Genomic DNA, 16967 nt, shown 5'->3' with positions numbered 1-16967 from the left:
TATGTGGCTGATATTGGCATTTATGTCGGCAGCACTGTTGGGCTGCTATGATTCGTTTAAGAAACACGCGTTGAGAGAGAACGCGGTGATTCCGGTACTGTTCCTGAACACGTTGTTCTCATCACTGATATTCCTTCCTTTTATCGTCCTGAGCGGTTCGTCGACGGTGCTCGACGGAACGGTGTTCCATGTGGCCAGCGGCGGTTGGGAGCTGCACCGTTATATCCTGTTGAAGGCCCTGATCGTCCTGTCGAGTTGGATACTGGGCTATTTCGGTATGAAGCATCTGCCGCTGACGATCGTAGGCCCGATCAATGCGACACGACCGGTGATGGTGCTGGTGGGTGCGTTACTGGTGTTCGGCGAGCGGTTGAACCTGTGGCAGTGGGTCGGTGTGTTACTGGCCATCGCCTCGTTCCTGTTACTGAGTCGCAGCGGTAAGAAGGAGGGCATCGACTTCAAGCACGACCACTGGATCTATATGATCGTGGGTGCGGCTGTGTTCGGTGCTATCAGCGGTCTCTATGATAAGTTCCTGATGGCACCGCCCGAGAGCGGGGGCGTAGGACTGGACCGGATGATGGTGCAGTCGTGGTATAATATCTATCAGTGTGGGATGATGGGTGTGATGCTGTGGCTGCTTTGGTGGCCGAAACACGGGGAGACGACACCGTTCCACTGGTCGTGGTCGATCCTCGGCGTGAGTCTCTTTCTGTCGACCGCCGACTTCATGTATTTCTATTCGCTGAGTCTGCCGGAGGCCATGATCAGTATCGTGTCGATGATCCGTCGCGGCAGTGTGATTGTGAGCTTTATGTTCGGTGCCCTGTTCTTCCACGAGAAGAACCTGAAGGCGAAGGCCTTCGACCTGGCGCTGGTACTCCTTGGAATGGTGTTCCTCTATATCGGTAGCCGATAGTTGTTTAGCTGATGTTTGGTCACTTCGATTTTTTTTGTTTATCTTTGTACCCAAATTCAACATAAAACTTAAAACAATGAAAACAAGACAAGAGAAGCCTAAGTACATGAAGCCTGCCATGCAGGTGTACGAAATGAGACAGACGTCGCAGTTGCTGGCGGCCAGTAAACCGGGCTACGACCCCGAGGAGTGGTAAACCTGGAGTTATTATTTCTTGTCTTTGTGCTTGCGCTTCTTCTTGATCGTGAAGAGGTCGCGGAGTCCGTTGAAGTCTTTCTTCATGATGAGACCGATGCCCTGGGTGTTGAGCGACGACTTGGTGAAATAACGGTCGTTGGTCTGGTTGTACACCTTCAGGGCCAGGTTGCCGTTGGGGTAGAGCAGGTACTGCACGTCGAAGTCGCCGATGAACGACGGGTTGGCCTGGGTGGCATTGTCACGGTAGCCGAACTGTCCGTTGAACAGCAGACGGTTGTTGAGCATACGACCGTTGATGATACCCTCGTACTCGGCGTTATGCCATCCCTCGTTACCAGTGGAGATGTTCGCACCGAAATTCCAGTTGTCGTTCTTGATGATCTGGTTCAGCAAGGTGTTAATCTGTGTGGAGAGCGTGCCGGAGAGGAAGCTCTGCATGGCCAGTGAGGCCTGGTCGGGCTGCTCACTGCCGGTGCTGTTGTTCACGCCCTGGTTGTAGAAACGTCCGATGCCGAGCAGATAGACCACCTGTTGGTTCATCTCCTGTTGACCGTTGATGACGGAGCGTACCATCTGTTGCTCGTCGGCATTGACGTTCGGCATCTCCAGGTCGAAGTCCACCTGCGGGGCCGCCGGTTGACCGCCGATATTCATCAGACAGTTCACACGGATGGTGTTGTTCGTGAAGCTTTTGCCGATATTCAGGTCGGAGAGGCTGACACCGTTGACGGGATAGACCGCCTGCAGGTTCAGTGCAGCCTGATAGGGGTCACCACCGAAGACGATCGTGCCGCCGCGGTTGAAGGTGAAGTTCTTCTTGATGATGTTTTGTATCGTGATGCCGTAGGTACCGTGGTCCACGGTGTAGGTGCCGAACATGTTGAAGGCGCCCTTATCATGGAAGGTGGCACGGATGGTACCGTCGCCGTTGAGCGTGATATAATCCTTCGTGGTGGCATCCATCAGCAGACGGAGGGTGGCCGCCGGGGTGGCATTAATCAGGAAATTGATATAGATATCGGTGTCAGTGGCCCGGTTGGGTACACTGGTGCTCTTGGCGGTCTGGGTGGCCGTGGAGTCGGGGGCTGTCACCCATTCGATGAACTCCTGACTGGAGATGGCATCGGGGTTGGCGGCGTTATAGACGAAGACGGAGTTCCGCTGCGGGGTGACATTACAGTCGATGACCACCTCGTTGGAACGTCCATGGATGGCCACGTCGCCCGTGGCATAGACAGTACCGTAGAACGTGTTCTCGCCGAAGTCGTTGAAGTCGTAGGCCAACAGGTTATTGGCCTCTACCGACAGGTCGTAGCTCAGGTTCGTCAGGTGCTGGTGGTGGATACCGCCGGAGAGGTAGCCGGTATGTCCGTCACGGTCGTAGAGCGGCATGTGGCGCAGCTCGATCTCGTCGGGGATCATGACCACCGTGTCGCGGCGCAGCTGGTAGGTGGTGTTGAGTGGTGTGACAGAGGCCTCACCGTCGACCACCAGTTGACCGGTCAGGTTGATGTTGTCGAGCGTGCCGGCCAGACGCACCTCACCGTCGGCATGTCCTGTGATATGACTCAGGAAGCTCTTCGTGAAGTTATGCATGAACTCGATATAGGTGCCGTCGGCACGGATGGCGAGGTCGATGGTGTTATGGGTCGGCGACACGAAGCCGTTGATATGCGTCTTGGCCTCAGGTCCGTCGTCGGCCACGGCATGGATGTCGATCTGCTGTTTCTCCTGGTTCCAGGTCGTCTGTGCGTGTAGCACGCCCATGCGTCCTTGCTCGAACTTAAACTCGTCGACCGTCAGGTCTGCGTTAGCGGCGAAGTCGCCGAACGCCGATGAGATCTGCGCCCGACCGGTAGCCTTACCGTTGAACTCCACAGCGTGGAAGTTGACGAGGTCGAGGATATAGCCCACCTCCACCTCGTTGAGGTCGACGGTGAGCACGTCGCTGCTGTGTTTCGAGGCGGTGCCGTCGATGATGATATGCTGTTGACCGCGGTTCACAGCGAAGTGGTCGACCAGCAGGTGGTTCTGTGCATAGAGGATGTCCGACGGCTCCACCGTCCAGGTGCCGTTGTTCAGGATGACATGTGACGGCAGGATGCGGACATGCGCTTCGGACTTGTTGTCGATGTTCTGGTAGAGACTGATGATGCTGTTCAGTTGACCGCTCATCCGTTTCTCGAGGTTATGATTGTCCCAGTCGAGGGAGGCGATGATCTCGTTCTGATGGGCATCGGCCTGCAGGTGGATGCTCTGGATGTCACCGTCGTCCTGGTGCTTCTTCACCTTCACGTCGCATTTCATCGTGTCGGCGGGGGAGGTGATGCGGATCATACCGTCGGAGTAGCGGGCCCCGTTATAGGCGAAGGCCGGCAGCGTACCGTCGAGGTTGATCTCCTTGGTACGGTCGTTCATCTGGGCGGTCAGGGACAGCGGACGGGTGAGCTGGAGATCGACACCGAAGAACCGTTGCAGCCAGTCGGACTTCGTCATCAGGAGCGAGAGACTGAAGTTATTGTCGGTCTTCTGACGTGTGACGGGCAGGCCCGGCAGGGTGGGGAGCTTGGAGCCCACATAGTTGGTGACGCTCTGTGCGAGCGTCTTGTAGTCGAAGTAGCCCTTCAGTTCCGCGTCGGCGAAGTCGCTCTTCAGCGATACGAAGTGGATGCCCCCGTCGTAGCCCGACGTGACGGTCAGGTGGTCGAGTCGGTAGGGTGCGGCATTCTCCGTGCCTGTCATGGTGAAGTCGCGGATGTGCAGACTACCTTGTGCGTCGTTGATGGTATGGGCGGTGAAGTCGGCATCGATGGTCGCCGACACCTCCGTCGTGCCCCAGTCGGCCAGTCCGACGGCCGCGGGTACGAAGCGTGTGACTGCCCCTTCAACCTTTACCTTCTTGGCCTTGACCGAAGAGCCGTCGAAGAGCCCCTCGGTCAGCTCACCACTCAGCTGGGCCACGATGTTCGGGTCGGCAATGTTAAAGGTGCCGTTCACAGCGCCCTGCTGGTAGGTGCCGTCGATGGTGATATGATTATAGGTATAGTGGTTATACTCCAGTTGGTCGATGAGACCATTGACGGTGATGTCGGGCTTCTGCTTGTCGTACAACCGACCTTTGACGTCGATCTGTGTGGCGAGGATGCCGAAGGCCTCGTCGGCCAACAGGCGCTGGAGCTGGAGTCCGTCGGTATGTATCTTTCCGTCGAAGGAACGGTCGGCGGTCATCGTGAACTGCATGTCGACATCGCCCGCACCGGAGTTGACGATGCTCTTCAGCGCTGTCGTCCCTTGTTGGTTGCGGTCGAAGGTGCCGTTCATCCGCAGACTGCCAATACGCTTGATCTCCTGAGGCAGTTGGGGGAAGGTCTTAGCAAGGAAGTCCAGACTATATTCCGAGCAGGCGATCCTGTCCATCTGCAGATGCCAGGCGGGTTGCTTCTGCCAGTGCTCTATCCAGCCGTTGACATCGATGTCGATATCCTTCTCCTGGGTGAACAACTGGAGGGAGGGGACTGTCAGGTGGGTGTCGGTACCATGTACCTGTGTCTCGATGTATATCTCTCTCTGGAAGTTCTTGAGTGAGGGATTGAAACATCTTAGGTCTGAGGGGGTTATGAAGGAGTTCTTAATGCCGCCATGGAAGGCCAACGTGCCCTTCGACAGGCTCAGGGACCGTGGCGTGGAGTGATGTGGGGACCGTGGCGTGGAGTGATGTGGACGGGCGGTCGATTTGGACAATGCGGTTGCTGAGCCCATTTTTTGTGGTGCGGTTGCTGAGCTTGTCGAAGCATCCGCCACGGTTTGCCCTTCGACAGGCTCAGGGACCGTGGTGTGGGGTGATGTCTGGCCCGTGGCTTTGGACGCTGTGGGGGATAGGCGGTAGGTGGCTTTGAGGGTGTCGATCTGCAGGCGCGAGCTGGGCATCTCCAACAGGAAATCCTCCAGAGAGGCCGACTGCTGACCGGCCTCGAGATGGAAGGTCAGACGATTGACCTCCAGTCCCGACTGCTCCTTGAACCCCAGTCGTCTCACGTTCACGTGCAGGGAGTCGTCGGTCAGGGCCTTCAGACTGATATAGGCACTGATATCACTCAGATACAGGTGGTGCGGGTTGAAGCGCCCGTGTGTCGGGGCGACATCATATTCGTCGTACGCCACACTGGAACGGCGCATGATGAACGAGTTGATCTTCAGGTCGAGGGGCGTATGGGTGGTCGTATCCTTCGATGCCAGGGAGTCGAGCACGAACTGGTAGTTGGGCTTCGACTGCGCATCCTTCCGGTACAGACGGGCACGGGCACCGAACAACTGTGCCGACGAGATGGAGATTCGTCCTTCGGTGAGTGGCATGAGCTCGACCTTGGCCGACAGACGGGCCACACGGAGCATCTCCTTCTGCTGCTGGTCGTAGATCAGCACGTCGTCGATGATCATACGGTTGAGGAAACCCAGGTCGACACGGCCCACGGACACCTGGGTGCCCAACTTCTCCCCAAGCACCTCGGACACTTTCGAACCGATGTACCGTTGGGCTGCTGGCAGGTGCGACACGCCCAGGAGCATCAGGTTGATGGCGATGATGCTCCAGATGGCTATACTGACAAGTCGTTTGAGAACTTTCACGTGGATCTGTCCTGGTGGGTTTCTATATTTTGTCAGTCAGATATGGCAATTATTTTCCCTTTGACTGAATTACTCTGCAAAAATACGACAATTTATCGGTATAATCGCATTTTTCTGTTGTTTTTTGCTCATTTTATACCTAATTATTATTAATTTTGCAAGCGCATTTGAGCGACTATTCAATCAAACTTTATATAAATGGCAAATGTGATTAAGTTACGCAAAGGCTTGGACATTAACCTGAAAGGACTGGCTGAGGAGAAGAAGATCCAGTTGAAATCGAGCGGAAAGTACGCATTGGTTCCGGATGATTTCGAGGGAGTGACTCCGAAGGTGATAGTCAAGGAGGGTGATAAGGTCAAGGCCGGGGATGCTTTGTTTGTAAACAAACAGTATCCGGAAGTGAAGTTTGCCTCGCCTGTCAGCGGTACGGTCCGTGAGGTGGTGCGTGGTGAGCGTAGGAAAGTGCTCTGCGTGAAGGTGGATGCGGATGCCCAGCAGGAGTTTACGGACTTCGGCAAACGGGAGGTCGGCACCATGATAGGCGAGCAAGTGATCAACGCGTTGCTGGAAGCCGGTATCTTCGGTTACATCGACCAGTTGCCTTATGCTGTTTCAACCAACCCGAGTGTCCAGCCTAAGGCAATTTTTGTATCTGCGCTGCGCGACAAACCGCTTGCTGCCAGTTTTGAATATGAGGTAAAGGGTCAGGAGGCGGACTTCCAGACAGGTCTGACTGCCCTCTCGAAGATTGCCAAGACCTATCTCGGCGTGGGCGTGGGCTCTGCCCTGGAGGGCATGAAGGATGTCGACGTGAACGTGTTCGACGGTCCGTGTCCTGCCGGTAACGTGGGTGTTCAGGTGAACCATCTCGACCCGGTGAACAAGGGTGAGGTGGTGTGGACCATCGGTGATCCGACGGTCGTGCTCTTCATCGGTCGTCTCTTCAATACCGGAAAGGTCGATCTGCGTCGCACGGTGGCCCTCTGCGGTAGTGAGGTCAAAAACCCCGCCTATGTCGATATGCTGGTGGGTGAGGAGCTCGCCACACTCCTGAGCAACAGTTATGACGCCACGAAGAGCGTACGTATCATCAACGGTAATGTGCTGACGGGTCGTGTGACGACCAAGGACGGTTATCTGGGTGCCCACACCTCTGAGATCACAGTGATTCCCGAGGGTGACGACGCCGACGAGCTGTTGGGTTGGATCCTGCCGCGCTTCAAGCAGTTCTCTGTGAACCGCAGCTATTTCTCTTGGCTGTTGGGTCAGAAAAGCTATGCGCTGGATGCCCGTGTGAAAGGTGGTCAGCGTCATATCATCATGAGTGGTGAGTACGACAAGGTGCTGCCGATGGATATCTATGGCGAGTATCTGGTCAAGGCCATCATCGCCGGTGATATCGACCGTCAGGAGGCGCTGGGTATCTATGAGGTGAGTCCAGAGGACTTCGCCCTGGCGGAGTTCGTTGACAGCTCGAAGCTGGAACTGCAGCGCATCGTGCGTGAAGGACTGAATATCTTGCGTAAAGAGAACGCATAAAAGAAAGGTAGTTAATAGGAGTTGATATATGAATTTAAGAAATTATCTCAATAAGATCAAACCGAACTTCGAAGAGGGTGGCAAGCTACATGCCTTCCGTTCGGTGTTCGACGGCTTTGAGACCTTCCTTTACGTGCCTAATGACACGGCGAAGACTGGCGTGAATATCCACGACGCCATCGACTCGAAGCGTATTATGAGTATGGTGGTGCTCGCTCTGATGCCTGCCATGCTGTTTGGTATGTATAATATCGGTTACCAGAACTACCTTGCTGCCGGAACACTGGCATCGGCCAGCTTCCTGGAGGTGTTCTTCTTCGGTTTCCTGGCAGTCCTGCCCAAGATCCTGGTCAGCTACATCGTCGGTCTCGGCATTGAGTTTGCATGGGCCCAGTGGAAAGGTGAGGAGATCCAGGAGGGTTATCTGGTGTCGGGTATCCTGATCCCGTTGATCGTGCCTATCGGTTGTCCGCTGTGGATGCTGGCTCTGGCCTGCGCCTTCAGTGTGATCTTCTGTAAGGAGATCTTCGGTGGTACGGGCATGAACATCTTCAACCCGGCCATCGCAGCCCGTATGTTCCTGTTCTTCGCCTATCCGTCGAAGATGACGGGTGACACCGTCTGGGTGGCTCAGGACTCGATTTTCGGTTTGGGTAACACACTGCCCGACGGCTTCACCGCTGCCACACCACTCGGACAGATCGGTCAGGGCATCGCTCCCGATGCTTCCATCTGTGATATGATCTGTGGCTTCATCCCCGGTTCTATTGGTGAGACCTCCCTGTTTGCCATCGCCCTGGGCGCTATCCTGTTGCTCTGGACGGGCATCGCCTCATGGCGCACCATGCTGAGCGTGTTCGTAGGTGGTGGCGTGCTGGCCTTCATCTTCCAGACGACCGGTCAGTCGATCGAGTGGTGGCATCATTTCGTACTCGGTGGCTTCGCCTTCGGTGCCGTGTTCATGGCTACCGACCCCGTGACCTCTTGTCGTACGACCTGCGGTCAGTATATCTACGGCTTCCTGATCGGTGCGATGGCTATCATCATCCGTGTGATGAACGCCGGTTATCCCGAGGGTATGATGCTCGCCATCTTCTTTGGTAACATGTTCGCTCCGATGATCGACCACTTCGTGGTGGAGCGTAATATCTCGAAGCGATTGAACAGAAGTAAAGGTGTAAAGGAGTAAGGAGGGAAGTAGATATGAAAATGAATACAAACTCGAATTCGTACATTATCATATATAGTGCGATACTGGTGGTGATCGTCGCCTTCCTGCTGGCCTTTGTCTATAAGGCACTGAAGCCTATGCAGGATGCGAACGTCGCCCTTGACGTGAAGAAACAGATCCTCTACTCGCTGAACATCCGTAACCTTGACGGTGCCGAGGCCGAGGCCAAGTATGCCGAGGTGGTGAAGGCCGAGAAGACCGACGAAGAGAACGGTCAGAAGCTCTATGAGTGCCAGATTGATGGCAAGGATGTGGCTGTGGTTAGTCTGAAAGGTATGGGCCTTTGGGGCGGCATCAGCGGTTATCTGGCCATCGACCCAGAAGGTAAGGTCTTCGGTGCTTACTTCAACCACGAAGGTGAGACCGCTGGTCTGGGTGCTGAAATCAAGGACTCTCAGGCCTGGCAGGAGAAATTCATCGGCAAGCAGATCTGGGATGAGCAGGGCAACGTGTTGCTCTCTGTCGTGAAGAAGGTGGACAATCCTGAGACACAGGTTGACTGCGTGACTGGTGCTACGCTGACTTCGAACGGTGTTGATGCTATGCTGAAGGATGGCCTGAAGGGTTTCCAAATATACGCTGTCGGCAGAATGCTCGAGACTGTTGCAAATACTGATTCAACTAAAGTAGTGGAGGAATAAAACTATGGCATTATTCAGTAAGCAAAATAAGGAGGTTTTCACAAACCCGTTAAACGTAGACCATCCTATTCTGGGTCAGGTGCTGGGTATCTGCTCGGCACTGGCTGTGACCTCACAGCTGAAGCCTGCCATCGTGATGGGTCTGGCCGTCACGGTGATCACGGCATTCTCGAACGTGATCATCTCGATTATCCGCAACACCATCCCTAACCGCATCCGTATCGTGGTGCAGTTGGTCGTGGTGGCTGCGCTCGTGACCATCGTGTCGCAGATCCTGAAGGCTTTCGCCTACGATGTGAGCGTACAGTTGAGCGTGTATGTCGGTCTGATCATCACCAACTGTATCCTGATGGGTCGTCTGGAGGCGTTCGCCATGCAGAACAAGCCCTGGCCGTCGTTCCTCGACGGTGTGGGTAACGGTCTCGGCTATGCGATGATCCTCGTGATCGTCGGTGCTGTGCGTGAGTTCTTAGGCCGTGGCAGTCTGCTGGGCTTCCAGATCATTCCCGACTGCGCCTATGATTTCGGATATATGAACAACGGTATGATGACGATGCCGGCCATGGCACTGATCCTCGTGGGATGTGTCATCTGGGTGCATCGTGCCTATTTTTATAAGGAGAAATAAGATATGGAACACGCAATATCATTACTATTCAGGTCGATCTTCGTCGACAATATGATCTTCGCCTTCTTCCTGGGCATGTGCTCTTATCTGGCTGTGTCGAAGACCGTGAAGACCTCGTTGGGCCTCGGACTGGCTGTGACCTTCGTGCTCACCGTCACCGTGCCTGTGAACTATCTGTTGCAGACCAAGGTGCTGGGTCCCGACTGCCTCGCAGAAGGTGTTGACCTGAGCTACCTGTCGTTTATCCTCTTCATTGCCGTGATTGCCGGTATGGTGCAGCTCGTAGAGATGACCGTCGAGAAATACTCGCCGTCGCTCTATGCCGCACTGGGTATCTTCCTGCCGCTGATCGCCGTGAACTGTGCCATCATGGGTGCCTCGCTATTCATGCAGCAGCGTATCCTCATGGAGCCGACCAACTCTCAGGCCATCACCTCCATCTGGGATGCGATGGTGTACGGCTTCGGTTCGGGTCTCGGTTGGACGCTCGCCATCGTGGCGCTGGGTGCCATCCGTGAGAAGATGCAGTACTCGGATGTGCCTAAGCCCCTGCAGGGTCTCGGTATCGTGTTTATTACCGTCGGTCTTATGGCCATGGCGATGATGTGTTTCTCTGGACTTAATATCTAAAACGGCATATGATACAATTCATTTCATACAGCATAGGAGTCTTCCTGTTGGTCATACTCCTCTTGGTGATTATCCTGCTGGTGGCCAAGAAGTATCTGAGTCCCAGCGGTAATGTGAATATTGAGATTAACGGCGACCGTACCATCAGTGTGGCCCAGGGAAACAACCTGATGGCGACACTCAACGAGAACGGTATCTTCCTGCCCTCAGCCTGTGGCGGTAAGGCCAGCTGCGGTCAGTGTAAGGTACAGGTGCTCGAGGGCGGCGGTGAGATCCTCGACTCGGAGAAGCCCCATTTCTCACGTAAGGAAATTAAGAACCACTGGCGTCTGGGATGTCAGTGTAAGGTGAAGGGTGATCTGAAGATCCATGTCGATGAGAGCATCCTCGGTGTAAAGGAATATGAGTGTACGGTGATCTCCAATAAGAACGTGGCTACGTTTATCAAGGAGTTCAAGGTGCAGTTGCCTGCCGGTGCCCATATGGACTTCCTGCCAGGCTCTTACGCCCAGATCAAGATCCCTGCCTTCGACTGCATCGACTATGATAAGGACTTTGACAAGTCGCTTATCGGTGACGAGTATCTGCCGTCATGGGAGAAGTTCGGTCTGTTCCCCTTGAAGTGTAAGAACCCCGAGCCTACCATCCGTGCTTACTCGATGGCCAACTATCCGGCAGAGGGCGACGTGTTCATGCTCACCGTGCGTATCGCTACACCGCCGTTCAAGGCCGACCGTAGCGGATTCATGGATGTGAACCCGGGTATCGCCTCGTCGTATATCTTCTCGCTGAAGCCTGGTGATAAGGTGATCATGTCGGGACCGTTCGGTGACTTCCACCCGCACTTCGACTCGAAGAAGGAGATGATATGGGTCGGCGGAGGTGCCGGTATGGCTCCGTTGCGTGCTCAGATCATGCATATGACGAAGACCCTTCACACCACCGATCGCGAGATGCATTATTTCTATGGTGCACGTGCGCTCAACGAGGTGTTCTACCTGGACGACTTCCTCGGACTGGAGAAGGAATACCCGAACTTCCACTTCCATCTGGCGCTCGACCGTCCGGATCCCGCTGCCGATGCTGCCGGGGTGAAGTACACGCCGGGCTTCGTCCATCAGGTGATGCTCAACACCTACCTGAAGGATCACGAGGCTCCGGAGGATGTGGAGTACTACATGTGCGGTCCTGGACCGATGTCGGCCGCCGTCGTCTCAATGCTCGACAGTCTCGGTGTCGATCCGGAGTCGATCATGTACGATAATTTCGGAGGCTAAATAAACCCTAATCCCCTGACGGTTACGTCGGGGGATTTTTTCTTTCAGCCAAAAAGTTTGGTGATTACAGACTTTTTTCGTATCTTTGTCCCCATTCAAGCCTTAAGCTTGAAACCGTTGCCAATATGAAGCTAAGACTGAGTTGTATCCTTTTTATGCTGGCACTTGCCTTTCCGGTAAGCGCCGACAATCTTGGTTATACGAAAGACAACCCGCTCTTTTTCTCCATCGACCTGGACTATGCGCCCCTGCAGATGGTGGATATGAGGGGTGAGCCCCATGGACTTGATCTCGACTTCACGAAGGTGTTGATGAACCGGTTGGATATCCCCTTCGAATACAAGCCGGACAACTGGGAGACCATTGTGGATGATGTGGTGAACAACCGAGTGGGACTGGCCATGATGCTCTACTCGCCGAACCGGAAGAATCTGACCAACTACTCGCAGGCCGTGTTCCGGCTGTACTACCAGATCGTGTACCGGAAAGGGGAGGAGCAAAACAGAGACGGACTGCGTAGCGTGAACGGTAAGACCATCGCCCTGATGGAGTCGCAGCCTGTCGTCGATACGTTGACCAAAGCTGGTGCCAATCCGGTGGTGGTGAAGGACCTGAGACGAGCTCTGTTTGAGTTGGCCTCGGGCAGTTACGACGGGGTGATCTGTTTCCGTTTCCAGGCCCAGTTCATGATCGAACAGAACCACCTGAACAACCTGGCGAGCGCCGATCTGACGCTTGGACCACGAGAGTACTGTTACGTGAGCTCCGACAAGCGTCTGATAGAAGCCATTGACAAGGAGTTGGACAAGATGGAGGCCGACGGTGTGACGGAGGCCGTGTACGGTCGGATCAAGACGAGTTTCGACACGAATATCATCCCGACATGGGTGTGGTTCCTCATCGGTATCCTGCTGCTCCTGCTCTCGCTCCTGATGATCTACGTGCTGCTCCTCAACCGCCGACGGATTCTGCGGGAGATGGAACGTGCCAAGAAGAGTGAACAGCTGAAGGGGCTCTTCCTGAGTAATATCAGTCATGCCCTGCGGACACCGCTGAACGCCATCATCGGTTTCTCGGACCTGTTGATGACGACACCCGACGGGGAGATGCCGGAGGATGAGAAGGCGCAGTTGATGAATCTGATTAACGGTAACGGACTGCAACTGCTTCATCTCATCAACGAGCTGCTGTTGCTGTCGGATATTGAGGAGAATGACCATCTCTTCGACCCGCAGGAGGTGGATATCGACCAGGTGATGAACGACTATGCGGAGGAGACCCGGACACAGTTGGCCGAGGGCGTGACGCTCGACGTGAACGCGGCGGTGAGCGGTGTCCGTGTGATGATCGACCCCAAGCTGTTGCGAATGGTGACCATGCATCTGCTGGAGAACGCCCAACAGCATACGGAGGAGGGGAAGGTGACGCTGAGCTATGACGTGAAGGACGACGGTCTGTCCGTGGAGGTGAAGGACACCGGTTGCGGACTGCCAGAGGAACTCAAGGAGAATATCTTCGCCTTGTTGTCGGATAAGAACACCTACCTTCAGGAGAAGACGCCCGGACTGGGACTGAGCATCTGTAAGGCTGTGATAGACAAGATGGGTGGAACGATTGGAGCCAAGGATAATGAGGAGGATGGGCGAGGAACCGTGGTTTGGTTCCGGGCCCCCGTAAAAATACTATCGTAAAAATGACGCTGATAATTGTAATATTGCTATTGCTGGGGTACGTGCTGATCGGCACGGGACATCTGACCGGTGTGAACAAGTCTGCCATCGCCATGTTCATCGGAACCGTGGGATGGGTGTTGTATATCTGCTATGGCACCGACTTTGTCATGGCACAGCATTCCCTGGACTATATCGACTACTTGGCGGGTGCCGACCCGACGAGTGAGACGGCGAAGAGTTATATCTACGACAATATCTTCCTCTATTACGTGGGTAATGCTGCGAGCATCGTGATGTTCCTGCTTGCCACGATGAGCATCATCGAGATCTTGAACAACAACGGCTGTTTCGACTTCGTGACCTCCTGGATCAGGACGCGCAACTCCAAACGACTGCTGTGGACGATCACCTTCGCCACCTTTATCGTGTCGGCCAATCTGGATAACCTGACCACGGCGACGATGATGCTGGTCATCATGCACTCGATCGTACAGAACCGTCGGCAGCGGATGCTGATAGGATGTGCCATCGTGATCGCAGCCAACTGTGGCGGTTGTTTCACCGTCATCGGTGATCCGACGGGCCTGCTCCTCTGGGGCGACGGTGCCGTGACTGCCACGAACTTCACGTCGTATATGGCTCTTCCGGCCATCGTGGCATGGGTGGTGCCGACCATCCTCATCAACCGTGAGCTGCCGGAAAGGCTCGACACGCAGTGGTCGCCGATGCCTTACCGGGGTGACGACACAAACCTGAAACCCTGGCAGCGTGTGGTGATGCTGTTCGTGGGCATCGGTGGTCTGTGGTTCATCCCGACCTTCCATAATATCACGAAGCTGTCGCCGTTCTTAGGTGCCCTCTGTGTGCTGAGCGTGCTCTGGGTGATCAACGAGGTGATGAACCGTAAGCTGATGAACGCCGACCAGATGTCGCAACGCCTGACACCCCGTGCGCTCCAGTACGGTTCGCTGCAGCAGATGCTCTTCATCATGGGTATCATGCTGGGTATGGGTGTGGTCACGGAGACGGGTGTGTTCGATGATGTGTCGGCATGGATGAACGAGAACGTGCACAGCGTGTGGATCCTGGGTATCGTCTCCGGTCTGCTCAGTGCCTTGGTCGACTCCTTCACCATCGCCATCAGTGATATCTCACTGTATCCGGTGATCCGAGGGGCACTGCCGGGCGACTATATCGGAAACTTCATCGCCAACGGTGCCTACTGGAAGATCATCGCCTATACGACGGCCGTCGGCGGTTGTCTGCTGTCCATCGGCTCCATCAGTGGTGTGGCCCTGATGAAGATGGAGCATATCCGCGTGGGATGGTATATGAAGAACCTGACACTGAAGGTGCTGACGGGATGGCTCATCGGACTGGGTGTCTTGTGGTTGGAATTGTATTTGTATAACTAAAACATATATGGAAATGACAAAGATAAGGACGATTGGTGTGCTCACCTCAGGAGGTGATGCACCGGGAATGAATGCCGCTATCCGTGCGGTGACACGTGCCGGCATCTATAATGGGTTTAACATCAAAGGCATATACCGTGGTTATGATGGTCTGATCAAAGGTGAGGTCAAGCCGTTCACGACAGAGGACGTGAGTGGTATCATCAACCGTGGCGGTACGATCCTGAAGACAGCCCGTTCCAAGGACTTCATGACACCCGAGGGTAAGCTGAAGGCTTACGAGACCTGTGTGAGAGAGGAGATCGACGCACTGGTGGTGATCGGTGGTAACGGTTCGCTGACAGGTGCCCGTGACTTCGGTATGGAGTTCGACTTCCCCTGCATCGGACTGCCTGGCACCATCGATAACGACCTCTATGGTACGGACTCTACCATCGGCTATGATACGACCATGAACACGATCATGGTGTGTGTGGACCGTATCCGTGACACCGCCAACTCGCACGAGCGTATCTTCTTCGTCGAGGTGATGGGACGTGATGCGGGCTTCCTGGCCCAGAACTCAGCCATCGCCAGTGGTGCCGAGGCCGCCATCATTCCTGAGGATATGACAGATGTGGACCAGTTGGCACAGTTCATGGGACGTGGTATCCGTAAGTCGAAGAAGTCGTGTATCGTCATCGTATCGGAGAGTCCGAAGTGTGGTGCGCTCTACTATGCCGACCGTGTGAAGAAGGAGTTCCCGGAGTTTGATGTCCGTGTGTCGATCCTGGGTCACCTGCAGCGTGGCGGTACACCGTCGGCTCACGACCGTATCCTGGCCAGTCGTACGGGTGTCGGTGCCATCGAGGCCCTGCGTCAGGGACAGCGTAATATCATGGTCGGTGTCCGCAACAACGAGGTGGTGTACGTACCATTCAGTGAGTGCATCCGTACTGATAAACCGTTTGATAAGAAGCTGATAACGGTTCTTGATGAATTAAGTATTTAAGGCGTAAGCAGGAGTTAGAAAGACAACATGGCGGAAATCAAGAAGATTGTTCTGACGGGAGGACCATGTGCCGGTAAGACGACGGCACTGGTGAAGATTAATGAGTATTTCTCCGGAATGGGATACAAGGTGTTCATGGTGCCTGAGGTGCCTACGCTGTATAGCCAGGGCGGCTGGAACTACCTGACACCTAACCGTAACCTCTATTACGAGGGAGAACGAGCCATCCTTGAGACACAGTTGGCCTTGGAAGACTCTTTCCAGCGGTTGGCCGAGGTCTGCACAAAACCGGTGCTGATGGTCTGTGACCGAGGGACGATGGATATCTCTGCCTATATGAAGCCCGAGGAGTGGGAGGAGATCACGGCGATGTGCGGGTCGGACTCCAACCGTCTGCGTGAACGCTATGACGCGGTGCTCCATCTGGTGAGTGCCGCCGACGGTGCGGAGCAGTATTATACGACGGCCACGAACGCCATCCGTTATGAGAATGCCGACGAGGAAGGACTGCGTCTGGCCCGGGAACTGGACAAGAAGGTGATCAAGGCCTGGACCGGTCATCCGCATCTGCGAGTGATCAACAACCATGACGACTTCGACGCGAAGCTGAATCGTGTCATCAAGGAGATCTCGAATGTGCTCGGACTGCCTCAGCGGGTGCAGGAGGAACGGGTCTACAGAGTGGAGATCGTCGGTGAGATCCCCGAGTGTACGGAGAGTGATATCATCCAGACCTACCTGGTGGCTGAGCCGGGTTGTGAGGTGCGTCTGCGCCGACGTATCTGGGACGGTAAGGTGGTCAACGTGCACCGTACGAAGAAACGTATCTCTGATACGGAGCAGATAGAGACGGAACGTCAGGTGAACAACAACCTCTATAAGTCGTTGCTCCAGCAGGCCGATCCCTATCGGCAGACCATCCATAAGCACCGTCGGAGCTTTATCTGGAAAGGACAGTATTTCGAGATCGACACCTTCCTGGCGCCTATCGACAATCTGGTGATGATGGAGACAAAGGGTATTGCCGAGCAGGAAACCGTGAATTTCCCGCCTTTCGTCAAGGTGATCGAGGAGGTGACGGGAAACAGTCGCTATTATAATTATACGCTGGCATTGAGGAAATAGAAAACAGAGAATTTAGGATAATTTTACACTGAAAAGAATTCTGTTAGGATAAAAATATCTACCTTTGCATG

General features: G+C 54.7%; 12 protein-coding genes. 11 read left to right on the top strand and 1 reads right to left on the bottom strand.

Translation table 11 applies throughout. The features are described 5' to 3' along the window. Position 1: 1 nt before the first annotated feature. Positions 2–919, top strand: a complete 918-nt coding sequence (locus BMY63_RS01755) for a DMT family transporter (protein ID WP_091899448.1) — start codon at positions 2–4, stop codon at positions 917–919. A 207-nt stretch (positions 920–1126) separates the two neighbouring features. Here the strand turns inward: BMY63_RS01755 and BMY63_RS01750 are convergent, their stop codons facing one another. Beyond that, positions 1127–5743 (bottom strand): translocation/assembly module TamB domain-containing protein, encoded by a 4617-nt coding sequence (locus BMY63_RS01750; protein WP_091914307.1) that lies wholly within the window; start codon positions 5741–5743, stop codon positions 1127–1129. Between the two features lie 198 nt (positions 5744–5941). Between BMY63_RS01750 and BMY63_RS01745 the strand changes: the two genes are divergently transcribed. From BMY63_RS01745 to BMY63_RS01700, 10 genes are all read left to right on the top strand, one after another. Further along, positions 5942–7285: a Na(+)-translocating NADH-quinone reductase subunit A gene (locus BMY63_RS01745; protein ID WP_091914305.1), complete on the top strand. Its 1344-nt coding sequence runs from the start codon at positions 5942–5944 to the stop codon at positions 7283–7285. A 28-nt stretch (positions 7286–7313) separates the two neighbouring features. Continuing rightward, the gene (locus BMY63_RS01740; RefSeq protein WP_091914303.1) at positions 7314–8474 is read left to right on the top strand and encodes an NADH:ubiquinone reductase (Na(+)-transporting) subunit B; all 1161 of its coding nucleotides are present in this window, start codon (positions 7314–7316) and stop codon (positions 8472–8474) included. Positions 8475–8494: 20 nt separating this feature from the next. Further along, positions 8495–9157: an FMN-binding protein gene (locus BMY63_RS01735; protein WP_091914301.1), complete on the top strand. Its 663-nt coding sequence runs from the start codon at positions 8495–8497 to the stop codon at positions 9155–9157. A gap of 4 nt (positions 9158–9161) precedes the next feature. Then, entirely contained in the window at positions 9162–9785 is a 624-nt protein-coding gene (locus BMY63_RS01730; protein ID WP_091914299.1) for an NADH:ubiquinone reductase (Na(+)-transporting) subunit D, read from the top strand. A gap of 3 nt (positions 9786–9788) precedes the next feature. After that, positions 9789–10415 (top strand): NADH:ubiquinone reductase (Na(+)-transporting) subunit E, encoded by a 627-nt coding sequence (nqrE, locus tag BMY63_RS01725; protein ID WP_091899442.1) that lies wholly within the window; start codon positions 9789–9791, stop codon positions 10413–10415. Positions 10416–10423: 8 nt separating this feature from the next. Next, positions 10424–11692, top strand: coding sequence for an NADH:ubiquinone reductase (Na(+)-transporting) subunit F (nqrF, locus tag BMY63_RS01720; protein WP_091914297.1), 1269 nt, complete (start codon positions 10424–10426; stop codon positions 11690–11692). Positions 11693–11817: 125 nt separating this feature from the next. Then, entirely contained in the window at positions 11818–13383 is a 1566-nt protein-coding gene (locus BMY63_RS01715) for an ATP-binding protein (protein WP_091914295.1), read from the top strand. Positions 13384–13385: 2 nt separating this feature from the next. Beyond that, positions 13386–14780 (top strand): sodium:proton antiporter NhaD, encoded by a 1395-nt coding sequence (gene nhaD, locus BMY63_RS01710; RefSeq protein WP_091914293.1) that lies wholly within the window; start codon positions 13386–13388, stop codon positions 14778–14780. Positions 14781–14793: 13 nt separating this feature from the next. After that, complete coding sequence (gene pfkA / locus BMY63_RS01705) at positions 14794–15771, top strand: 6-phosphofructokinase (protein ID WP_091899438.1); 978 nt, start codon at positions 14794–14796, stop codon at positions 15769–15771. Positions 15772–15798: 27 nt separating this feature from the next. Further along, entirely contained in the window at positions 15799–16896 is a 1098-nt protein-coding gene (locus BMY63_RS01700) for an AAA family ATPase (protein WP_091914291.1), read from the top strand. The last annotated feature ends 71 nt before the right edge of the window (positions 16897–16967 follow it).

This window comes from Prevotella aff. ruminicola Tc2-24, from assembly GCF_900110895.1.
GTDB lineage: Bacteria > Bacteroidota > Bacteroidia > Bacteroidales > Bacteroidaceae > Prevotella.
The sequence above is the reverse complement of the archived record's forward strand: the minus strand, read 5'-3'. Positions and strand labels throughout refer to the sequence as shown.